This is a genomic window from Dyella jiangningensis (assembly GCF_003264855.1).
GTDB classification, from domain to species: Bacteria; Pseudomonadota; Gammaproteobacteria; order Xanthomonadales; family Rhodanobacteraceae; genus Dyella; species Dyella jiangningensis_C.
Genome location: NZ_NFZS01000004.1, coordinates 145,464 through 165,754, shown reverse-complemented (window position 1 = coordinate 165,754; position 20,291 = coordinate 145,464). Strand labels below are relative to the sequence as shown.

General features: G+C 65.5%; 22 protein-coding genes and 1 pseudogene. 21 read left to right on the top strand and 2 right to left on the bottom strand.

Annotation, left to right across the window (positions count from 1 at the left end):
- The gene (locus CA260_RS13365; RefSeq protein ID WP_111983573.1) at positions 1-1,599 is read left to right on the top strand and encodes an ArnT family glycosyltransferase; all 1,599 of its coding nucleotides are present in this window, start codon (positions 1-3) and stop codon (positions 1,597-1,599) included.
- A 4-nt stretch (positions 1,600-1,603) separates the two neighbouring features.
- Here CA260_RS13365 and CA260_RS13360 read toward each other — a convergent pair whose 3' ends face one another.
- Positions 1,604-2,188, bottom strand: coding sequence for a Maf family protein (locus tag CA260_RS13360; protein ID WP_111983572.1), 585 nt, complete (start codon positions 2,186-2,188; stop codon positions 1,604-1,606).
- Complete coding sequence (locus CA260_RS13355; RefSeq protein WP_111983571.1) at positions 2,185-2,640, bottom strand: hypothetical protein; 456 nt, start codon at positions 2,638-2,640, stop codon at positions 2,185-2,187. Before CA260_RS13355 ends, CA260_RS13360 begins: the two co-directional genes overlap by 4 nt.
- A gap of 176 nt (positions 2,641-2,816) precedes the next feature.
- Between CA260_RS13355 and CA260_RS13350 the strand changes: the two genes are divergently transcribed.
- From CA260_RS13350 to nuoE, 20 genes and pseudogenes are all read left to right on the top strand, one after another.
- A complete protein-coding gene (locus CA260_RS13350) occupies positions 2,817-3,299 on the top strand; it encodes a YceD family protein (RefSeq protein WP_111983570.1) in 483 nt (160 codons plus the stop codon).
- 18 nt (positions 3,300-3,317) lie between these two features.
- Positions 3,318-3,512: a 50S ribosomal protein L32 gene (rpmF, locus tag CA260_RS13345; protein ID WP_038616846.1), complete on the top strand. Its 195-nt coding sequence runs from the start codon at positions 3,318-3,320 to the stop codon at positions 3,510-3,512.
- A gap of 148 nt (positions 3,513-3,660) precedes the next feature.
- A complete protein-coding gene (locus CA260_RS13340; protein WP_111983569.1) occupies positions 3,661-4,638 on the top strand; it encodes a beta-ketoacyl-ACP synthase III in 978 nt (325 codons plus the stop codon).
- Positions 4,639-4,912: 274 nt separating this feature from the next.
- Positions 4,913-5,860, top strand: coding sequence for an ACP S-malonyltransferase (fabD, locus tag CA260_RS13335; protein WP_111984381.1), 948 nt, complete (start codon positions 4,913-4,915; stop codon positions 5,858-5,860).
- A 63-nt stretch (positions 5,861-5,923) separates the two neighbouring features.
- Positions 5,924-6,667 (top strand): 3-oxoacyl-ACP reductase FabG, encoded by a 744-nt coding sequence (fabG, locus tag CA260_RS13330; RefSeq protein WP_111983568.1) that lies wholly within the window; start codon positions 5,924-5,926, stop codon positions 6,665-6,667.
- A gap of 299 nt (positions 6,668-6,966) precedes the next feature.
- Positions 6,967-7,206 (top strand): acyl carrier protein, encoded by a 240-nt coding sequence (gene acpP, locus CA260_RS13325; RefSeq protein ID WP_038616856.1) that lies wholly within the window; start codon positions 6,967-6,969, stop codon positions 7,204-7,206.
- 214 nt (positions 7,207-7,420) lie between these two features.
- On the top strand, positions 7,421-8,659 hold the full coding sequence (gene fabF, locus CA260_RS13320) for a beta-ketoacyl-ACP synthase II (protein ID WP_111983567.1): 1,239 nt from the start codon (positions 7,421-7,423) through the stop codon (positions 8,657-8,659).
- 5 nt (positions 8,660-8,664) lie between these two features.
- Positions 8,665-10,017 carry an aminodeoxychorismate synthase component I gene (locus CA260_RS13315; protein ID WP_111984380.1) on the top strand — a complete coding sequence of 451 codons (1,353 nt, stop codon included), beginning with the start codon at positions 8,665-8,667 and terminating at the stop codon, positions 10,015-10,017.
- Positions 10,017-10,844 carry an aminodeoxychorismate lyase gene (gene pabC / locus CA260_RS13310; RefSeq protein ID WP_111983566.1) on the top strand — a complete coding sequence of 276 codons (828 nt, stop codon included), beginning with the start codon at positions 10,017-10,019 and terminating at the stop codon, positions 10,842-10,844. Before CA260_RS13315 ends, pabC begins: the two co-directional genes overlap by 1 nt.
- The gene (gene mltG, locus CA260_RS13305; protein ID WP_111983565.1) at positions 10,841-11,878 is read left to right on the top strand and encodes an endolytic transglycosylase MltG; all 1,038 of its coding nucleotides are present in this window, start codon (positions 10,841-10,843) and stop codon (positions 11,876-11,878) included. Before pabC ends, mltG begins: the two co-directional genes overlap by 4 nt.
- Positions 11,875-12,510 carry a dTMP kinase gene (tmk, locus tag CA260_RS13300; RefSeq protein ID WP_111983564.1) on the top strand — a complete coding sequence of 212 codons (636 nt, stop codon included), beginning with the start codon at positions 11,875-11,877 and terminating at the stop codon, positions 12,508-12,510. Before mltG ends, tmk begins: the two co-directional genes overlap by 4 nt.
- Positions 12,507-13,442 carry a DNA polymerase III subunit delta' gene (holB, locus tag CA260_RS13295; protein ID WP_111983563.1) on the top strand — a complete coding sequence of 312 codons (936 nt, stop codon included), beginning with the start codon at positions 12,507-12,509 and terminating at the stop codon, positions 13,440-13,442. The genes tmk and holB overlap by 4 nt, the downstream gene beginning before the upstream one ends.
- A gap of 78 nt (positions 13,443-13,520) precedes the next feature.
- Positions 13,521-15,146 (top strand): hypothetical protein, encoded by a 1,626-nt coding sequence (locus CA260_RS13290; RefSeq protein ID WP_111983562.1) that lies wholly within the window; start codon positions 13,521-13,523, stop codon positions 15,144-15,146.
- Between the two features lies 1 nt (position 15,147).
- Entirely contained in the window at positions 15,148-16,077 is a 930-nt protein-coding gene (locus tag CA260_RS13285; protein WP_111983561.1) for a PIG-L deacetylase family protein, read from the top strand.
- A gap of 113 nt (positions 16,078-16,190) precedes the next feature.
- Positions 16,191-16,547, top strand: a complete 357-nt coding sequence (locus CA260_RS13280) for a PilZ domain-containing protein (RefSeq protein ID WP_038616875.1) — start codon at positions 16,191-16,193, stop codon at positions 16,545-16,547.
- A 281-nt stretch (positions 16,548-16,828) separates the two neighbouring features.
- Positions 16,829-17,185 (top strand): NADH-quinone oxidoreductase subunit A, encoded by a 357-nt coding sequence (locus CA260_RS13275; protein WP_038616877.1) that lies wholly within the window; start codon positions 16,829-16,831, stop codon positions 17,183-17,185.
- Complete coding sequence (locus tag CA260_RS13270; protein WP_111983560.1) at positions 17,176-17,733, top strand: NuoB/complex I 20 kDa subunit family protein; 558 nt, start codon at positions 17,176-17,178, stop codon at positions 17,731-17,733. The genes CA260_RS13275 and CA260_RS13270 overlap by 10 nt, the downstream gene beginning before the upstream one ends.
- Positions 17,734-17,750: 17 nt before the next feature.
- Positions 17,751-18,479 (top strand): NADH-quinone oxidoreductase subunit C, encoded by a 729-nt coding sequence (locus CA260_RS13265; RefSeq protein WP_111983559.1) that lies wholly within the window; start codon positions 17,751-17,753, stop codon positions 18,477-18,479.
- Positions 18,480-18,481: 2 nt separating this feature from the next.
- Positions 18,482-19,737, top strand: a pseudogene (locus CA260_RS13260) (NADH-quinone oxidoreductase subunit D).
- Positions 19,738-19,755: 18 nt separating this feature from the next.
- Positions 19,756-20,283, top strand: a complete 528-nt coding sequence (nuoE, locus tag CA260_RS13255) for an NADH-quinone oxidoreductase subunit NuoE (RefSeq protein ID WP_111983558.1) — start codon at positions 19,756-19,758, stop codon at positions 20,281-20,283.
- The last annotated feature ends 8 nt before the right edge of the window (positions 20,284-20,291 follow it).

Sequence of the window (20,291 nt, the reverse complement as noted above, 5' to 3'; positions counted from 1 at the left end):
ATGCGTGACGTCGGCAGTGTAGCCGTGGGCGTCGCGCGCTGGCGAGCCGTGTTCCTGGCCGGTTTCGTGACGCTGTTCCTGCTCAAGCTCATGCTTGCCGCGACGCTGTCGCCGTTCGGTGACGAAGCGTTCTATTGGCAGGAGAGTCGGCACCTCGCGTGGGGCTACAGCGATCTGCCGCCTTTGACTGCATGGCTCATCCGCTTGGGGGAAATCGTGTGCGGCCACGGGCTGCTTGGCCTGCGCTGGCCGTTCCTGCTGATCGGCAGTGCCTTGCCCTGGCTGGTGCGTGCCCTGGCGCGCGGGCAATTCGATGAAAAGACCGGCTGGCAGGCCGGAGCGTTGTGCCTGGTCTTGCCACTTGCCGGCAGCCTGGGCGTGATGGCGGTACCCGACGTTCCCCTCACCGTCGCCATCACCGTGGCCCTGTGGGCGCTGCTGCGCGCAATGCAGCGCGATCGCCTTCGCGGCTGGTGCTGGCTGGGCTTCGCGCTCGGTGTGTGCTGGCTGGCCCACTATCGCGCTGCGATGCCGATGCTTGCCGGCTTGCTGCTGTTGTCGATCACGCCACGCGGGCGACAACAATGGCGGCGGACCGGCCTCTGGCTCGCCATGGGCGTGGCTGCATTGGGGCTTGTTCCCCTGGTGATTTCCAATTGGCAGCAGGGCGGCGCCGGCGTGGCGTTCCAGGTGGCCGAACGCAATCCGTGGCGATTCCACGCCGATGCGCTGGTACAGCCGGTCGAACAGGCGATCGCCTGCACGCCGCTGCTCTATGCGCTGTTGTTGTGGACCGCTTGGCGTTGCTGGAAGCGCCGTCATGAAGGCGCGCCGTGGGACGTCGTCGGCATCGTCTCCGCCAGCTTCATCGTTCTCTATTTCGCTCTGGGCCTGTTTGCCGATGACCTGCGTTTTCGCGCGCACTGGCCGTTGCCCGGCTATCTGCCCTTGCTCGCGGTGCTGCCGGTGCTGTTGCGGGAACACGCGCCCTGTCGCCGGGGCTGGATCGCCGCGGCCCTCGGCCTCGCCTTGGCGGGACAACTGAGCGGGTTGGCCTATCTGGGTTTGGCCGCGACCGGGGAACGGGGCGCCAGCGTGCTGGCCCATCTCAAGGTTTTTCCTGCGCGTTTCGTGGGATGGACGGAAAGTGGTGCTGCGGCTCGCCAGCTGCTGGCACGGCATCCCGCCGTGCTGGTGGCGGACAACTTCATGCTGGCTGCCGAAATCGATTTCCAGCTTGGCGGCCACGTGCCGGTCTATGTGCTGGACAGTCCGCTCAACCTGAAGCACGGGCGTGCCCCGCAACTGGCCATCTGGCAGCGCGACGAAACCGCGTTGCGGCGCTTGCATGGAGGCGCCCCGATGCTGCTCGTGCTCGATGAGAAGGCGCTGCGCGTGCACGAACGCGCGGATTGGCTACGCACGCTTTGCGGGCGCATCGAGGAACCGGAGTCGTTGCTTCGCCTGGATCTCTACGAAGGCCGCCGACGCGTGGCCTTTTATGCGGGACGGGTCCCCTCCGGCGTACCGGGCGATGCCGTGATGGACGATCGGTGTCCGCTATGGCAATTCGCCCGCACAGCCGACGCGGCGAAGTGACCGCTCAAGGCAGCGCCATGCCCGACTCGCGCAGCAAACGAGCCAGGGCAATGAGCGGCAGGCCGATCAGGGCGCTGGGATCCTCGTTGTCGATGCGCTCGAACAGGCTGATGCCCAGGCCTTCGCACTTGAAGCTGCCGGCGCAGTCCAGTGGCTGCTCCCGTTCGACATAGCGAGCGATCTCGCCCGCATCCAGGCTGCGAAAATGCACGCGCGTGTGGTCGACATGGATCAGGTCGCGGCCACTGCGCGTGTCATGCAGGCACAGCGCCGTGTGGAAATGCACTTCGCGGCCTGAGCTGGCGGCCAGCTGCGCGCGAGCCCGTTCAACGGTTCCGGGCTTGTCCAGCACCAGGCCCTCCAGCTCGGCAACCTGGTCGGAGCCGATCACCAAGGCGTCTTCGAGGCCTTCGGCTGCTGCATGGGCCTTGGCAATGGCCAGGCGCAGTGCGCGATCATGGGGCGTTTCACCGTGTAGGGCGGCTTCATCGGTGCCGGGGGATCGCTGCTCGAAAGTCGGGTAGAGCCGGCTCAGCAGCTCGGCGCGATAGCGCGAGGTGGAGCCCAGCACCAGGGTTGGCGAGGTCATGCGTCGTGTTCCCGCCGCAGGTGCTCGCGCATGGCGCTGTCGAGGTCGTGCTGAGCGCGATCCAGCGCCGTCAGGAGAGGGCGCAACTTGTCGCGCGTATCGTTCATGGCTGCGACGGCCTCGTCCAGCTGCTGCTGGCTGGCGCGCGGTGCCTGGTCGCGGATCCAGATGCGTTGCTGCAGCAGGGAGCGCAAGCCAGCGTCCACGGCGTGGCGGGCCTCTTGCTCGCTGCTGGCGGGGAGATCAGGGTTGACCGACATCACCGCGTGAGCCTGCTGCAGGCCGGTGCGGCAGGTCCGCAGGTCCGATTCCAGGCGGTCGGCCAGCTCCAGCAGGCGATGCAGGCTGCCGGCCCGGCGTTCGGCCCTGCGCCGATAAACCAGCGCCACACCGATCAGGGCCGCGGCCAGCACCACCAGTGCCGCCAGGCCGAGTATCAGATTGAGGTTCACGGAATCGGCCGACTCGTAGTGAAGAAGTGCCCGCAGTCTGCCGCACCGGGCGAATTCAGGCAAAATGCCCGTTTGCGGTCGCCAGGCGGCCGTTACCCGTTGACTTCAACGTGTTGTAATCCTAAGATTTCATGTCTATGTCCGTGACACTGCCAGAGTCCGTGGACGCTTGGCGCATGGTCTCGGCGCGGCGTTCGTTCCAAGGGGTACTGCCCATTGCCGCCTTGCCGCGACTGGGCGAGGCCTTGGCCGGTACGGAAGGAACAGCGCAATACGAGCTGGATTTTGGTCGTGACGAGTTCGGTACGGCGTACCTCGCCGTTCGCGTCCAGGCCCCGCTCACGCTGACCTGCCAACGCACCCTGGAGCCTTTCGTGCTGCCGGTGACGGTGGACAGCCAGCTTGGGTTGATCCGTTCGGAACGTGAGGAATCGGCGCTGCCGCCGGGCTTCGAGCCGCTGCTCGTCGCCGGCGACGGCAAGCTGAACCTGGCGGACGTGATCGAAGATGAATTGTTGTTGGCACTGCCGCTGGTCCCGGTCAATCCGGACAGCCAATTGCCCGAAGAAGTAGTAGGCCCCGGGCCGGAGGAAGCCTCCTCTGGTGAAGGGCGTTCCGATAACCCGTTCGCGGTTTTGCGCGAACTCAAGAAACGTTGATTTAGCTGGAGACTCGCCATGGCCGTTGCCAAGAGCCGCAAGACCCCGTCCACCCGCGGCATGCGTCGTTCGCACGATGCGCTGAAGTCCGTGCAACTGGCCACCGATCCGACCAGTGGCGAAGTGCACCTGCGCCATCACGTCACCAAGGATGGCTACTACCGCGGCAAGAAGGTCATCGACACCAACACGGCGGTGGTCGAAGAGGATTGATCGTTCCCGCAAGGGATACGGTTCCGCATGGCGGCGCGATTTCGCGCCGCTTTGCGTTTATGCGATCACCCACGTAACGTTGACGGGTTGATGGAGGCCGCAGCATCGCGTGCCGTCCCTCTGTCGCCCTCCGACGTATGGAAAGTTAATGGCCCAGATCTATGCCCGCATCACCGGCACCGGCAGCGCGCTGCCCGAGCGAGTGGTGACCAATGCCGATCTCGAGAAGATCGTCGAAACCAGTGACGAATGGATTCGCACCCGCACCGGCATCCAGCGCCGCCACATCGCCGCCGATGGCCAGACCACCGGTGACCTCGCCACCGAGGCTGCGCAGCGCGCCCTCGAGGCGGCCGGCGTCAAGGCGTCCGAGCTCGACCTGATCGTGCTGGGCACCACCACGCCCGACATCATTTTCCCGTCCACCGCCTGCCTCGTTCAGCATCGCCTGGGGGCCAACGGCTGCGCCGCATTTGACGTCAACGCGGCCTGCTCGGGCTTCGTCTACGCGCTGGGCATTGCCGACAAGTTCATTCGCAGTGGCCAGTCCAAGAAAGTGCTGGTGATCGGCGCCGAAACGCTGACCCGCATGATCGACTGGAACGAGCGCGAAACCTGCGTGCTGTTCGGTGACGGCGCCGGCGCCGTGGTGCTGGAGGCCTCTGAAGAACCCGGCATCTACGCCACTCTGTTGCATGCCGACGGCGGTTTCAAGCACCTGCTGTACAACCCGGTGGGCGTGTCCGTGGGCTTCAAGGACGACGAGCTGAACCACGGCGTGCGCATCAACATGTCCGGCCGCGAAGTGTTCAAGGTCGCGGTGAAGACGTTGGATTCGCTGGTGGACGAAACGCTGCAGGCCGCCGGCATGGAAGCTTCGCAGATCGACTGGCTGATCCCGCACCAGGCCAACCTTCGCATCATCGAAGCCACGGCCAAGCGCCTGGACATGCCGATGGAGCAGGTCGTCGTCACCGTGCAGGAGCACGCCAACACCTCCTCGGGCTCGGTGCCGCTGGCGCTGGACTACGCCGTGCGTTCGGGCAAGGTGCAGCGCGGCCAGAATCTGCTGCTCGAAGCTTTCGGCGGTGGTTTTACCTGGGCTTCGGCGCTGCTGCGTTACTGAGCTTGACCGTTGCCGCACTGAAAATGCCGCCCACGGGGCGGCATTTTTTTGCCGCCATTTCCGTGCGGCAGCCTTCCGTTGACGGCGTCGAGGCAAAAGGCTCCTCAACCGGAAAGCGACTGCACCGTGCTCCAGATGTCAGCCATTGACGGAAAAACATGCGAAAGCGCCGGGGCAGGAAACAGGCCAAGCGCCCATTTCCGTGCGAATACAGCTGCGTATGGCGGCCAATACTGGCACCATTCCGTTTTTCGATTCGGAAGATTCGCGCTCCATGACCCAGACCGCCGCTACGCTCGCATTCGTTTTCCCGGGGCAGGGCTCCCAGTCCGTGGGCATGCTGGCCGAACTGGCCGCCGCCCATCCGGAAGTGAAGGCCACGTTCGACGAAGCCTCGCAAGGCGCTGGCGTCGACCTTTGGGTGCTGAGCCAGCAGGGGCCGGAAGAGGACCTCAACCGTACCGAAAACACCCAGCCGGCCTTGCTGGCGGCCAGCGTGGCCGTGTGGCGCGTATGGCAGAAGCTTGGCGGCGTGCAGCCCGCGCAGCTCTCGGGTCACAGCCTGGGCGAGTACAGCGCGCTGGTATGCGCCGGAGCCTTGTCGCTGAATGACGCGGCCGCATTGGTGGCCGAGCGCGGCCGCCTGATGCAGGCGGCGGTTCCGCCGGGCGTGGGTGCGATGGCCGCCATCCTCGGTGGTGATGACGCGCAGATCGCGGCCGTGTGTGACGAAGTGGCGCAGGGCCAGGTGGTGTCGCCGGCGAACTTCAATTCGCCGGGCCAGCTCGTCATCGCCGGCAGCGCCGAAGCCGTGGATCGCGCGCTCGCCAAGCTGGCCGAGCAGGGCGTGAAGAAGGCGATCAAGCTGGCCGTATCCGTGCCTTCGCATTGCGCGCTGATGCGTGATGCGTCCGATCGACTGGGCGAGCGCATGGCGTCGATCTCGTGGCAGCTGCCGTCGATTCCCGTGATCCAGAATGCCGAAGCGCGCAGCTACGGCACGCTCGAAGATATCCGTGGCGCATTGCAGCGCCAGCTGTACCTGCCGGTGCGCTGGACCGAATGCGTGCAGGCGCTGGTGGCCGGTGGCGCCACGCGCATGGCCGAGGCGGGCCCGGGCAAGGTGCTCGCCGGTCTCATCAAGCGCATCGACAAGAGCGTCGAGGCGCGCGCCATCGGGGCGCCTGCGGACATCGATGCCGCGCGTACCGAGTGGGCCTGAGCCGCTTTACAGACATCATGCGTTGGACGTATCGACGTCCGGCCACCCAAAGGGAACTGACAGATGAGCAAGACACTGCAAGGTGAGATCGCCCTCGTCACCGGCGCCAGCCGCGGCATCGGTGCCGCCATTGCCGATGAACTGGCATCGCTTGGCGCGACCGTCATCGGCACCGCCACCAGCGAAAGCGGCGCGGCCGCGATCGGCGACCGGCTGGCGCCAAACGGCGGCCACGGCCGCGTCCTCAACGTTACGGGCGAGGGCGCCGTCGAAAAGTTGATCGACGACATCACCAAGGAATTCGGTGCCGTGTCGATCCTGGTGAACAACGCCGGCATCACGCGCGACCAATTGCTGATGCGCATGCGCGACGAGGACTGGCAGGCCATTCTCGATACCAATCTCACCTCGGTCTATCGCGCTTCCAAGGCGGTCATGCGCGGCATGATGAAGGCACGCAAGGGTCGCATCATTTCCATCGCCTCGGTGATCGGCCTCACCGGCAATCCGGGCCAGGCCAACTACGCCGCGGCGAAGGCCGGCATCATCGCGTTCTCCAAGTCGCTGGCGCGGGAAATCGGTTCGCGTGGCATCACCGTCAACGTGGTGGCCCCGGGCTTCATCGACACCGACATGACCCGTGCGCTGCCCGAGGAATCCAAGACGGCGCTGCTCGGCCAGATCGCGCTTGGCCGCCTCGGCGAAGCCAGCGACATCGCGAAGGCGGTGGCCTTCCTGGCCTCTCCGGCGGCGTCTTACATCACCGGTGAGACGCTGCACGTCAACGGCGGCATGTACATGCCATAAGGCATGAGGAATCGGCGGCAACCCCCGCCGCACCCTGCATTGTTTGAAACGGCCGGATGCCGCTCCAGCTTGCTGGAGGGGTGCCGGGCGCGCCGGCACGGGCCGGCTTAACAAGGAGTTGTCGCAAGCGGATTCGTTTTAGGCGACAATTGCTTCTTTCGCGCCGGTCCCGTGGCCTGCGTTTAACCACCGCTGGCGGACCATGGCAGCCATGAGGCTTAGCCACTACAATCCGCCGGCCATATGCCGGCCCTGAGGCCGGTGTGACAGGTAACTACTCCTTGGGAGGTATTGGCAACATGAGCACCATCGAAGAGCGCGTCAAGAAAATCGTCGTCGAGCAGTTGGGCGTGAAGGAAGATGAAGTCACGGCGAACGCTTCGTTCGTGGACGATCTGGGCGCTGATTCGCTGGACACCGTTGAGCTGGTGATGGCTCTCGAGGAAGAGTTCGAGACCGAGATTCCGGACGAAGAGGCCGAGAAGATCACCACGGTGCAGCAGGCCGTTGACTACATCAAGGCCCACACCAAGGAGTGATCGCTCCGTTGTGGCCGGCGCATCTGAGCATGCGCCCGACCACCGGCGATATCGGAAGCTGCGCCACATTGGCGCAGTTTTCGTTTCTGCAATTTGCAACGTCCGATCCCGTATGGTGTGCGCCGCGCACCGAAGGGCCCGGATGACGTGGCCGCGATAGCGCGGAAAGGCCATCCGAAGCGATGGCACCACGGAAACTCGAGGGAAGATCAGTATGAGCAAACGACGTGTGGTTGTAACCGGCCTCGGCATCATTTCGCCGGTGGGCAACGATATCGCCAGCGCCTGGGACAACATCCTCAAGGGCGTGAGCGGCATTGGCGAGGTTACCCATTTCGACGCCACCGCCTATGCCACGCGCATTGCCGGTCAGGTACGTGATTTCGATCCTGCGCAATGGATCGCCCCCAAAGAAATCAAGAAAATGGATCCGTTCATCCATTACGGCATCGCCGCAGGCACGCAAGCCCTGCGCGATTCCGGCCTGGAAGTGACGGAACAGAACGCGCCGCGCATCGGCGTGGCCGTGGCGGCCGGCATCGGCGGCCTGCACACCATCGAACACACCTCGATCGAGCTGCACGACAAGGGGCCGCGTCGCGTGTCTCCGTTCTTCGTGCCCTCGTCGATCATCAACATGGTGTCGGGTCACCTCTCGATCATGTACGGCCTGAAGGGCCCGAACATCGCGTGCGTGACCGCGTGCACCACCGGCACCCACAACATCGGCCTGGCCGCGCGCATGATCCAGTACGGCGATGCCGACGTGATGATCGCCGGCGGCGCCGAATTCGCCACTACTGGCACGGCGATGGCGGGCTTCTGCTCGGCCAAGGCCATGTCCACCCGCAACGACGAGCCGACCAAGGCCAGCCGTCCGTGGGACAAGGACCGCGACGGCTTCGTGCTGTCCGAAGGCGCCGGCGTGATGGTGCTCGAAGAGTACGAACACGCCAAGGCGCGCGGCGCGAAGATCTACGCCGAGCTCGTGGGCTTCGGCATGAGCGGCGATGCCTTCCATATCACCGCGCCCAGCGAGGGTGGCGAAGGTGCGGCGCGCTGCATGGAAAGCGCGTTGAAGGACGCCAAGCTCAATCCGGCCGAGGTGCAGTACATCAACGCGCACGGCACCTCGACGCCGCTGGGTGACCTGGGTGAAGTGCTGGCCGCCAAGCGCGTATTCGGCGATCACGCCTACAAGCTGGCGATGAGCTCGACCAAGTCGGTGACCGGTCACCTGCTCGGTGCGGCCGGTGGCGTGGAAGCCATCTTCACCATCCTGGCGCTGCGCGACCAGGTGCTGCCGCCCACCATCAACCTGGACGAGCCCAGCGAAGGCTGCGACCTCGACTTCGTGGCGCATACCGCGCGTGAAGCCAAGCTCGACGTGGCCATCTCCAACTCGTTCGGCTTCGGTGGCACCAACGGCACGCTGGCATTCCGTCGCGTTTGAGCGGCGTGACCACGTTCCACAAGCGTACCTTGCACGGCCGGCGCGATCTCCTCGCGCCGGCCGCTGCATTTCCGGAGCGCTATCCCGGCCTGCTGCAGAGCGTGACGCAGGGTTCGGCGCAGGCGCGCTACGACATCCTCTTCGCCTTTCCGCAGGAAAGCCTGACGCTGTGCGCGGACGGGCGGCTGCGCGACGGCAAGGGTCATGAACGCCCGGGGCGTTTCCTCGATGCGCTCGATGACGCGTGGAGAGCGGAGCGGTTGCCGCGAGGCGATGCGGACGAGCTCCCGTTCCATGGCGGATGGTTGTTGCTGCTCGCCTACGAGCTTGCCGGCGATATCGAGCCACGTTTGCGCCTGCGCATGCCCGACGACATTCCGGTGGCCTTGGCCGTGCGTTGCCCCGCGGCGATCGTGGTCGATCATGAGCGTCATCGCACGGTACTCATTGCCGAAGCTGGTCACGAGGCATGGCTCGACGCGATGGAGGCGGACCTCGCGGTCGACGCCTTGCCGGCGGCGCTCGGCGCCCCCGATGCCTGCGGCGAGGACGCGCCGTCGCTCTTTCTCCGCGGCGTCGATCGCATCCATGAACACCTGCATGCCGGCGACATTTTCCAGGTGAACCTTTCCCGCGCGTGGCACGCGCACTATGCAACGCCGCCCGCCGCCGCTTCGTTGTATGCCGCGTTGAGACAGGCCAATCCCGCGCCTTTTGCCGGTCTGCTGCAGCAACAGGGGTGGGCCGTGGTCAGTTCCTCGCCGGAGCGGCTGGTGGAAGTACGCAACGGGCTCGCGCAAACCCGTCCCATCGCCGGTACGCGTCCACGGACGCCCGACGATGACGAAGGAGCGCGCATCCTCGAACTCAGCACGCATCCCAAGGAGCGCGCCGAGCACGTGATGCTTATCGATCTCGAGCGCAACGACCTGGGACGCGTCTGCGTGCCGGGTACCGTCGAGGTGAACGAGCTGATGGTGGTGGAAAGCTACGCGCACGTGCATCACATCGTTTCCAACGTGCGTGGTCGGCTGCGTGCGGATGTGACGCCGGGGCAGGTGATCGCCGCGACGTTTCCAGGCGGCACCATCACCGGCTGTCCGAAGGTGCGTTGCATGGAGATCATCGCCGCGCTGGAGGACGCACCGCGAGGCGCCTATACCGGCGCGCTCGGCTACCTCGATCGCAATGGCGATCTGGACCTCAATATCCTCATTCGCACGTTCACGCTGTCCGGCTGCCAGGTCACCTTGCGCGCGGGCGCCGGCATCGTCGCCGATTCGGTGGCGGACAAGGAACTGGACGAAACGCGTGCGAAGGCGCGCGGGCTGCTGCGTGCCCTGGGAGTGCAGGGCTGATGGCTGCCGTGCGCGTCCTCGTCAATGGTGCGCCGGCCGATACCCTTTCCGTCGCCGACCGTGGTGTAGCCTACGGTGATGGCCTGTTCGAAACCATTCGCTTCGTGCACGGCCTGGCTCCGTTATGGGCGCGACACCAGCAGCGCCTGCAGGATGGCTGCCGACGTCTGGGAATACCTGCACCAGACGCCGAACAATGCTTGCGCGAGGCCGCGGCGGTATCGGCCGGATGGGATCATGCCGTGGTGCGCATCACGCTGACGCGTGGCGTGGGGCCACGCGGTTACGCGCCACCAGCATCGCCGCAGCCCACGCGCATCGTGGCGGCGTTCGAGGCACCCGCGATGCATGGCGACTCCTATCTGCAGGGTATCCGCGTGCGCTGGTGCGAAACGCGTCTCGGACTGCAGCCGTTGCTCGCCGGCATGAAGCACCTCAATCGCCTGGAACAGGTGCTCGCACGAGCGGAGTGGAGCGAAGCCGCCATTCCCGAAGGGCTGCTGCTCGATCTCGATGGCAACGTCATTTCGGCCACCATGGCCAACCTGTTCGCGGTGATCGATGGCACGCTGGTCACGCCGTCCGTCGAACGTTGTGGCGTGGCGGGCGTGGCCCGCGCCGAGGTGCTGTCCGCTCGCCCGGATGCGCAGGTGACCACCCTGCGCCCGGACCAGCTGCAACATGCCCGTGAGGTCTTCCTCACTTCCGGCGTCCGAGGCATCCTGCCCGTTCAGGCCGTGGGCGATACGGTGTATGGTCCCGGCCCGGTTACCCGCGCCATGCAGCGGCACTGGTGCGGACTGGGTTTCCCGATGGAGCAGGCATGAACCGAGTGAAGATGCATGGGCGGGCGTTCTGGCGTGCGCTCGCCGTGCTGGTGCTGTTGGCCGTGGCGGGCGCCGTGGCCTACGGCTGGATCGACTACCAGCGCTTCGCGCGAACCCCGTTGGCCGTTTCCGCGCAAGCGACCAGCATCGACGTAGGCAAGGGCAGCAACCTGCGCGATGTCGTCGGCCTGCTGCGCGAGCAGCATGTCACCACGACGGGTCCGTTGTACTGGCGCGTGCTGGCCGAGCAGCTGCGCGTGGCAGGCCGCCTGCACGCGGGCGAATACGCACTGACCGCCGGCATGACGCCGCGCGACCTGCTGCTCAACATGGCCGCGGGCAAGGTGCTGCAGCGCAACTTCACCATCGTCGACGGCTGGACCTTCCGCGATTTGCGCCAAGCCCTGGCCAAGGCCGACAAGCTGCGGCAGGACGGCGCCACGCTGGATGATGCCCAGCTGATGGCGAAGATCGGCGCGCCTGGCGAGATGCCGGAGGGGCGCTTCCTGCCCGAGACCTACGCCTACGTGAAAGGTGACACCGACCTGGACATTTTGCGTCGTGCCCACGCGGCCATGGCGAAGATGCTCGATACGCTGTGGGCCCAGCGCGACAAGCAGGTGCCGCTGGCGACGCCATACGATGCGCTGATCCTCGCTTCCATCGTGGAGAAGGAAACCGGTCGCGCCGACGAGCGCCCACGCATCGCCGGTGTGTTCGTGCGTCGCCTGCAGAACCACATGCTGCTGCAGACCGATCCCACGGTGATCTACGGCATGGGCGAGAGCTACGCCGGCAACATCCACAAGTCGGACCTCACCACCGACACGCCGTACAATACGTATACGCGCCAGGGGCTGCCGCCGACGCCAATCGCCATGCCGGGCAAGCCGGCCATCGAAGCGGCGCTGCATCCGGCCCAGGGCACCGAGCTTTATTTCGTTTCCCGTGGCGACGGTTCGCATGTGTTCTCCTCTTCACTGGATGAGCACAATCGCAACGTGGCCTGCTACCAGTTGAAGCGCTGCCAATGACCCTACGCGGCAAATTCATTTCGCTTGAAGGCGGCGAGGGCGCCGGCAAGAGCACCTTGCTCGCCGGCCTGCAGAAGCATCTCGTCGAACAGGGCGTGGCGTTGGTGCAGACCCGTGAGCCAGGGGGCACGCCGTTGGGCGAAGCCGTGCGCGCCATCGTGCTCGACGCAGCACGCCATGACATGTCCGCGGAGGCTGAGCTGTTGTTGATGTTCGCCTCGCGCGCGCAGCTGGTGCGCGAACGCATCGAGCCCGCGCTCGCCGCGGGGCACTGGGTGCTTTGCGACCGCTTCACCGACGCCAGCTATGCCTACCAGGGCGGCGGCCGTGGTGTGCCGAAGGAACGGATCGCCTTGCTCGAACAATGGGCGACCGAAGGTTTGACGCCCGATCTCACCTTGCTGCTCGACCTGCCCGTGGCGACCGGTCGCGCGCGTGCCGCGGGACGCGGCGAGGCCGACCGCATCGAAAGCGAGGCCGACGCCTTCTTCGAGCGCGTGCGCGCCACCTATCGCGAGCGAGCCGCCGAGCAGCCCCAGCGGTTTCGCATCATCGATGCGAGCCTTACGCCGGCGGAAGTGCTCGATGCCGCCATCGAAGCCACGCGACACCTGTTTGGAGCCGCCGCGTGAGCGTGATGCCCTGGCATGAGGAACACTGGAGCCGGCTGCAGGCGCGGCGCGCACGCGATGCCATGCCGCACGCGCTGTTGCTGTGTGGTCCTGCGGGCCTGGGCAAGCGCGACTTCATGCATCGCTTTGCGCAAGGCTTGTTGTGCCAGCAGCCCCATGATGGCGAGCCGTGCGGCGAATGCCGCGGTTGCCTGCTGTTCGAAGCGGGCACGCATCCCGACTATGCCGTGCTGAGTTTTGGCCTGCGCAAGGATGGCGTGCAGCGCAGCGAAATCGTGGTCGACCAGATCCGCGAGCTGTCCGCGCGCCTCGCCATGTCCAGCCAGTTTGGCGGCTGGCAGATCGTCTGCATCGACCCGGCCGACGCCATGAATGCGGCGGCGGCGAACGCGCTGCTCAAGACGCTGGAGGAACCTTCGCCGCAGACGCTGTTGCTGCTGGTCGCCGACGCGCCATGGCGACTCCCGCAGACCATCCGCAGCCGCTGCCAGCGTATCGAATTCCATCTGCCGTCTCGCGATACCGCACTCGCCTGGCTGCGGCAGGCCGGCGTGAAGGATGCCGAGGCCGCGCTCGATGCGGCGGGCGGCAATCCCGGCATGGCACGTGCCTGGGCGGAAGAAGGTGCGCTGGCGCGGCGCCAGGAAGTCCGCAAGGATCTGGGTGCGCTGGCTACCGGTCGCGGCGAGGCAATGGAAGTCGCCCGTCGATGGTTGGACAACGAACCCGAACAGCGCCTCTGGTTCGCCGCCCAGGCGGCAGCGGACGAGATGAAGGCGCGCGCCACGCGAAGCACCGGCCCGCTGGTCAGCCAGTTGGATGATGAAGCGCTGGACCGGTGGTACATGTCGGCCAATCGCACGCGTGAATCATTGCGTGGTCCCTTGCGGGGCGACCTGTTGCTGCTGGAGCTGCTCGCCGGCTGGCATTGAGCGGGAGGGCATCGCCGCGTCATCGGGCAGCCATCCATGGGAAAGCCCTGTGACAGGCCGTCTTCCTAGTCTGGCGGCATGAAGTCCCCACTTCATCAAGGCGTTTCCCTCTGGCCGTGGATCTCCCTGCTGCTCCTGCTGGTTCTTCGGCTGGCATGGCTCAACGCCTACCCGCTCAATTCCGACGAAGCGCAGCATGCGCACGTTTCATGGGCGTGGACCCAGGGTTTGCTGCCTTATCGCGATGTCTTCGATAACCATGGCCCACTGTTCGGCTGGCTGCATTCGCCGTTGCTGAAGCTGCTGGACGGTCGGGCCGACGTACTCACATGGCTGCGCCTGGCGATGCAGTTCTGGTACGTGGTCGCCCTTGGCGCTGCCGGCTGGATGGCGCGGCGCCTTTATGGCTGGCGCGTGGCCCTGGTGGTCGTGCTCGTCGCCGGCCTGTTTCCGCGCTTTTTCATCGTGAGCGGCCAGTTCCGCACCGATGACATGTGGATGGCACTGTGGCTGGCGGGACTTGCCTTCGTGGTCGGCGTGCCTCCGCGTGCCTGGCGATTCTTCATGATGGGCTTGCTGGCCGGCTGCGCGCTTTCCGTGTCGCAGAAGACGCTGGTCCTGATCGGCACCACGCTGGTGACGGTCATCGTGCTGCGCCAGTTGCTTCCCGCCGGTGCACCCCGCGCGAACCTGCGCTGCTGGATGGCTGCGGTCATCGGCCTGTTGCTGGTTCCCGCCGTCTTTTCCGTCTGGCTGGCCATCCATGGCGCGCTGGGCGACGCCTGGTATGGGCTGGTTCTCTACAACCTTGGTGGTGCGACCAAGCGGCATGCGGCCCAACAGCTGCTGTGGTTCCTGCTGCTGGGAGCGGCGGCGCTGGTGCTGGCAATGCGCGAAGTGCGACGGCGTTCGCTGGGCGAGTTCGACTGGACCGTATTCTTTGCCATGCAGGGCGGCCTCTACCTGCTATTGATCTGGTTCATCTGGCCGCTGATCACCAAGCAGGATTTTCTGCCCGTTTTGCCCACGCTCGTGCTTGCCCTGGGGGGCTGGGCTTCGCAATGGTCATGGCTGGGCTTGCGGCCGCGGCTGCGGGCTGCCTTCCTGTTGTTGATATTCGGTGCCGAACTGGCGACCGTGGTGGCCTACGCGCCGCCGTGGCAGGACGAACTGGCCGGGCAGCGCGCCGAATTGACGCTGGTACTGCGTTATACGGACAAAACCGACACAGTCATGGATCCGAAGGGCGATACCATTTTCCGCATGCGCCCTTACTACCCCGTACTTGAAAGTCTGGCCGTGCATCGCCTGCGCAAGGGCATGATGGCGGACACCATCGCCGATGAACTGGTGACCCACGGCACCATGGTCGTCGTGCCTCGGCGCTTGCCGTATGCCAGCGCGCACTTCGTGGCGGAGAATTACATACCGGCCGGCCGTGATGTGTGGATTGCCGGGCACATGTTTCCGACCCCTGGCCCCGAACAGGCCATCGACGTGGCCGTGCCCGGCAACTATGTGCTGACCGATGGATTCCGGCGGCTCAAGGCAAGCGTGGATGGAGGCCCCGTCGCCGATCATTGGCACCTCGATCGCGGCGTGCATCAACTGAAAACCGAAGGTGGCATTCCCGTCGCGCTGGTATGGGGGCAGGCCTTCGATCGCGGCTGGCGCCCCGCGACCCTGCAGGAACAGGGAGGCTGAAATGGCCTTCAGTTTGAACGCAAGGACGCGCCTGCTGGTGGTCGCGCCCCATCCCGACGACGAATCGATCGCCACCGGCGAGCTGATTCAGCAGGTCAGGCATTCGGGCGGCGAGGTCCGCATCCTGCTGCTCACCCATGGCGACAACAATCCGTGGCCGCAGCGCTGGGTGGAACGCCGCCTGCGCATTGGCGTCGACGAGCGCCAGCGTTGGGGCGAGCGGCGGCGCGCCGAAGTGGGGCAGGCCATGGCCCAACTGGGCGTGGATGCCTCGGCGCTCGAAGCCTTGGGATGGCCGGACATGGGCATCACGGCCAGGCTGCGCACCGATCTTGAAGCCAGCATCACCAGCCTCCTCGGTTGCCTCGATGCCTGCCAGCCCAACCTCGTGGCGATTCCCGCACTGGGCGACCATCATCCGGACCACAGCGCCGCCCACGTGCTCGTCCGGCTGGCCCTGGACCGTTGGCAGGGCGGGACGCCCGAGCTGCTGGCCTATCTGGTCCATGGTCGTGAAGGCCAGGCGACGGGGCGGGTGAAGCTGGATTCCTCGGTGGGCCTGCATGCCAACAAGCTCGCGGCGCTGGCCTGTCATCGCAGCCAGATGGCGTTGAGCGGCAAGCGCATGCGTCGCCTCGCCGACCGGGCGGAGCGCTATCTTCAGGTGCGCAAGGCGGGCTCGCGCGAGGCCGCTGCCGTGCTGCCGTGGCAGCCGTCCTCCGCACTGCATCCTTGGCTACACCTGATGCTGGTGGACGGGCAGGGCGCGCGCAGCTGGCCGTGGCGCGAAGCGCCGCTCGCCCGGGACGGGCAGGGCCGACACGTCCTGCATGCGTTGGGCGAGGAGATGACGGGCCCCGTGTTCGCCAAGCTCTACATGAACCTGCCGTCGCCCTGGATCTTCGATCGCTGGGGATGGTGCGAACTCTGAGCCGCACGCTCCGTCACATTCCTTCGACGCATCGCTTGTGGCCGGGGCGGGCCGGTCGCTAGGATGCGGGGGCATAAGGGGTGTCGGATCCACGGTGGTCCGCAGGAGCAGTCATGAATCCGGCCATTGCCGCCCGCCAGGGCATAATTTCGTTGAAGATCAAGGACACGGCGGCGCTGTACAACGCCTACATGCCCTATCTGAAGAACGGTGGCCTGTTCGCGCCCACGGCCCAGCGCTACGCGTTGGGCGACGAGGTGGTGCTGCTGATCAACCTCACCGACGAGGGCGAGCGCCTGTCGGTGGCGGGCAAGGTGGTCTGGGTCACGCCGGTGGGCGCCCAGGGCAACCGCACCGCGGGTATCGGCGTGCATTTCAACGAGTCCGCCGACGGCGAAGCGGCCCGCACCCGCATCGAGAACCTGCTGGCAGGCATGACCTCGTCGGAGCGTCCCACGCTGACCATGTAAGACCTTGGTCTTACGTCGCACGCACCCGCCCGCTGTGAGGCGTTCGAAGATGCGTGCGAATCGCCTTGCGAATACCCGTCAAGGCTTGTTGTTGTTAAGCACGCTGATACAATGCCGCGGTTCACGATTGAGATCGTGGAAAATCGGACGCTCGCGGCTGCAAATGCAATGTGAACGTGGCGCATAGCCCATGGCCTTCGTTGGCCTGCCGAACCCCGGTTCCGGACCGTTTCCCCGACGGTCACTGATGCGCCGACGAAGGCGCGGAGGTTCGTTTCACCGTGCTTGCCGAATACTGGCCCATCCTGCTGTTCATCGGCGTCGCCGCCGGCCTCGGCGTGGTCCTGCTGGCCATTGGCCTGCTGGCCGGACCCCGCCGTCCCGAATCGGAAAAGCTCTCGCCCTACGAGTGCGGCTTCGAAGCCTTCGAAGACGCCCGCATGCGCTTTGACGTGCGCTACTACCTGCTGGCGATCCTCTTCATCATTTTCGACCTGGAAATCGCCTTCCTGTTCCCATGGGCGGTGGTGTTCCAGAAGATCGGCATCATCGCGCTGATTGAAATGGCGACGTTCCTGCTGCTCTTGGTCATTGGTTTTGCTTACGTGTGGAAGAAGGGAGCACTGGAATGGGAGTGATCTCGTCCCTTGATCGGGTGATGCACAACCCGCAGCCGTTGAACCTGGTGGACGACATCCTGCGTCCGGCCGAGGACAACCCGATCGTCCAGCGCGGCTTCGCCACCACCAGCGTCGATGCGCTGATGAACTGGGCGCGCACCGGCTCGATGTGGCCGATGACCTTCGGTCTGGCCTGCTGCGCCGTGGAAATGATGCACGCCGGCGCCGCGCGGCTGGACCTGGACCGCTACGGCGTGATCTTCCGCCCGAGTCCGCGCCAGTCCGACGTGATGATCGTGGCCGGTACCCTGGTCAACAAGATGGCCCCGGCGCTGCGCAAGGTCTACGACCAGATGCCGGATCCCAAGTGGGTCATCTCGATGGGCAGCTGCGCCAACGGCGGCGGTTACTACCACTACTCCTATTCGGTGGTGCGTGGCTGCGACCGCATCGTGCCGGTGGACATCTACGTGCCGGGCTGCCCGCCGACGGCCGAAGCGCTGATCCACGGCATCCTGCAGTTGCAGAAGAAGATCCGCCGCACCCACACCATCGCGCGTTCCTGAGAAAGGCGCAGCAGAACATGACCGATATCTCTTCGAACTCGCTGGCCGAGCGCCTTTCTGCGCGGTTCGGCGACACGCTGAAGATCAGCGTCGTACGCAACGAAGTCACCGCCGAAGTGGCCGCCGCCGACCTGCTCGCGGTGGCCACCGCTTTGCGTGACGAAACCCCGTTCCGTTTCGGCGTGCCGATCGACGTGTGTGGCGTCGACTACCTCGGCTACGGCCAGACCGAGTGGGACACGGAAACCGTGTCCGGCACCGGTTTCTCGCGTGGCGTGGAAGGCGAGGCCATGGGCCGCTTCAAGTGGTCCGACCGTCCGCGTCCCGACATGCAGAAGCGCCGCTTCGCCTCCGTCGTGCACCTGCTTTCGCTGGAGAACAACCAGCGCCTGCGCCTGCGCGTGTTCGGCGAAGACGACACGCTGCCGGTGGTGCCTTCGCTGACCGGCATCTGGCCGGGCGTGAACTGGTTCGAACGCGAGTCGTTCGACCTGTTCGGCATCGTCTACGAAGGCCACCCCGACCTGCGTCGCATCCTTACCGACTACGGCTTCATGGGTCATCCGTTCCGCAAGGACTTCCCGCTGATCGGCAACGTCGAAGTGCGTTACGACCCCGAGCAGAAGCGCGTGGTGTACGAACCCGTGTCGATCGAGCCGCGCGTGCTGGTGCCGCGCGTCATCCGTGACGACGCCGACCTGCTGCAGGCCAAGGCCGAAGCGGCCGACAACTGGCGGAACAATTAATCATGGCGCAAGAGATCCGCAACTACACCATGAACTTCGGCCCGCAGCACCCGGCAGCGCACGGCGTGCTGCGCCTCGTGCTCGAGCTCGACGGCGAGACCATCGTCCGTGCCGATCCGCACGTGGGCCTGCTCCACCGCGGCACCGAGAAGCTGGCCGAGTCCAAGCCGTTCAACCAGTCGATCGGTACATGGACCGTCTCGACTACGTGTCGATGATGGTCAACGAGCACGGCTACGTGCTCGCCATCGAAACCCTGCTCGGCATCGAGGCGCCGGAGCGTGCGCAGTACATCCGCACCATGTTCGACGAGATCACCCGCATCCTGAACCACCTGATGTGGATTGGCTCCAACGCGCTCGACCTGGGTGCGATGGCCGTGTTCCTGTACGCGTTCCGTGAGCGCGAGGAACTGATGGACGTCTACGAGGCGGTGTCGGGCGCGCGCATGCACGCGACCTACTACCGTCCGGGCGGCGTCTACCGCGACCTGCCGGAGCGCATGTCGCAGTACCGTGAGTCGCCCTGGCACAAGGGCAAGGACCTCAAGCGCCTCAACAGCTGGCGCGAAGGTTCCATGCTCGACTTCATCGAGGCGTTCGCCGCCGACTTCCCGTCGAAGGTGGACGAATACGAAGAACTGCTCACCAACAACCGCATCTGGAAGCAGCGCACCGTCGGCATCGGCGTGATCTCGCCGGAAATGGCCCAGGCCTGGGGCCTGACCGGCGTGATGCTGCGCGGTTCTGGCATCGAGTGGGACCTGCGCAAGAAGCAGCCGTACGCGAAATACGCCGAGATGGATTTCGACATCCCGGTGGCCTCGGGTGGCGACTGCTACGACCGTTACCTGGTGCGCGTCGAAGAGATGCGCCAGTCCAACCGCATCATCCAGCAATGCGTGAAGTGGCTGAAGGCCAACCCGGGCCCGGTCATCGTCCAGAACTTCAAGGTCGCGCCGCCCAAGCGCGAAGACATGAAGGAGGACATGGAAGCGCTGATCCACCACTTCAAGCTCTTCACGGAAGGCTATGGCGTGCCTGCGGGCGAGACCTACGCCGCCGTCGAGGCGCCGAAGGGCGAGTTCGGCTGCTATCTGGTCTCCGACGGCGCGAACAAGCCGTTCCGCGTGCACCTGCGCGCGCCTGGCTTCGCCCACCTGTCCTCGATGGACGCCTTCGTTCGCGGCCACATGCTGGCCGACGTCGTGGCGATGATCGGTACCTATGACCTCGTGTTCGGCGAAGTCGATCGCTGAGCCCGGAGGAAAGCACACATGAAAGCCACCGGAAATTACGAGCAGGTCAAGAACGTCGACCCGCTCGTCGTACTCAACGAACACACTCGTCATCACATCGAGGAGTGGGTTGCCCGTTTTCCGCCCGACCGCAAGCGTTCGGCGCTGATCCAGGCGCTGTTCGCCGCGCAGGAGCAGAACCACGGCTTCCTCACTGACGAGCTGATCACGGCCGTCGCCAAGTACCTCGAACTGCCCGCCGTGTGGGCCTACGAGGTCGCCAGCTTCTACTCGATGCTCGAGACCAAGCCGGTGGGCCGCAACAACGTCGCCATCTGCACCAACATCTCCTGCTGGCTCAACGGCGCGGAAGACCTGGTGAAGCATTGCGAGCAGAAGCTGGGCATCAAGCTCGGTGAAAGCACCGCCGATGGCCGCGTGTATCTGAAGCGCGAAGAAGAATGCATCGCCGCTTGCGCCAGCGCGCCGGCGATGACCGTCAATGGTCACTACCACGAGCGTCTGTCGATCCAGAAGATCGACGAGATTCTCGACGGTCTCAAGTAAGGGCAGGG

Bases quoted from the DNA above. Each gene is read 5' to 3' on its own strand.
- pabC (WP_111983566.1), top strand. From the start codon at position 10,017: ATGGCTGCCGTGCGCGTCCTCGTCAATGGTGCGCCGGCCGATACCCTT.
- acpP (WP_038616856.1), top strand. From the start codon at position 6,967: ATGAGCACCATCGAAGAGCGCGTCAAGAAAATCGTCGTCGAGCAGTTG.
- mltG (WP_111983565.1), top strand. From the start codon at position 10,841: ATGAACCGAGTGAAGATGCATGGGCGGGCGTTCTGGCGTGCGCTCGCC.
- fabG (WP_111983568.1), top strand. From the start codon at position 5,924: ATGAGCAAGACACTGCAAGGTGAGATCGCCCTCGTCACCGGCGCCAGC.
- CA260_RS13360 (WP_111983572.1), bottom strand. From the start codon at position 2,188: ATGACCTCGCCAACCCTGGTGCTGGGCTCCACCTCGCGCTATCGCGCC.
- CA260_RS13340 (WP_111983569.1), top strand. From the start codon at position 3,661: ATGGCCCAGATCTATGCCCGCATCACCGGCACCGGCAGCGCGCTGCCC.
- tmk (WP_111983564.1), top strand. From the start codon at position 11,875: ATGACCCTACGCGGCAAATTCATTTCGCTTGAAGGCGGCGAGGGCGCC.
- CA260_RS13290 (WP_111983562.1), top strand. From the start codon at position 13,521: ATGAAGTCCCCACTTCATCAAGGCGTTTCCCTCTGGCCGTGGATCTCC.
- CA260_RS13270 (WP_111983560.1), top strand. From the start codon at position 17,176: ATGGGAGTGATCTCGTCCCTTGATCGGGTGATGCACAACCCGCAGCCG.
- CA260_RS13285 (WP_111983561.1), top strand. From the start codon at position 15,148: ATGGCCTTCAGTTTGAACGCAAGGACGCGCCTGCTGGTGGTCGCGCCC.
- rpmF (WP_038616846.1), top strand. From the start codon at position 3,318: ATGGCCGTTGCCAAGAGCCGCAAGACCCCGTCCACCCGCGGCATGCGT.
- nuoE (WP_111983558.1), top strand. From the start codon at position 19,756: ATGAAAGCCACCGGAAATTACGAGCAGGTCAAGAACGTCGACCCGCTC.
- CA260_RS13265 (WP_111983559.1), top strand. From the start codon at position 17,751: ATGACCGATATCTCTTCGAACTCGCTGGCCGAGCGCCTTTCTGCGCGG.
- fabF (WP_111983567.1), top strand. From the start codon at position 7,421: ATGAGCAAACGACGTGTGGTTGTAACCGGCCTCGGCATCATTTCGCCG.
- CA260_RS13350 (WP_111983570.1), top strand. From the start codon at position 2,817: ATGGTCTCGGCGCGGCGTTCGTTCCAAGGGGTACTGCCCATTGCCGCC.
- CA260_RS13365 (WP_111983573.1), top strand. From the start codon at position 1: ATGCGTGACGTCGGCAGTGTAGCCGTGGGCGTCGCGCGCTGGCGAGCC.
- fabD (WP_111984381.1), top strand. From the start codon at position 4,913: ATGACCCAGACCGCCGCTACGCTCGCATTCGTTTTCCCGGGGCAGGGC.
- CA260_RS13280 (WP_038616875.1), top strand. From the start codon at position 16,191: ATGAATCCGGCCATTGCCGCCCGCCAGGGCATAATTTCGTTGAAGATC.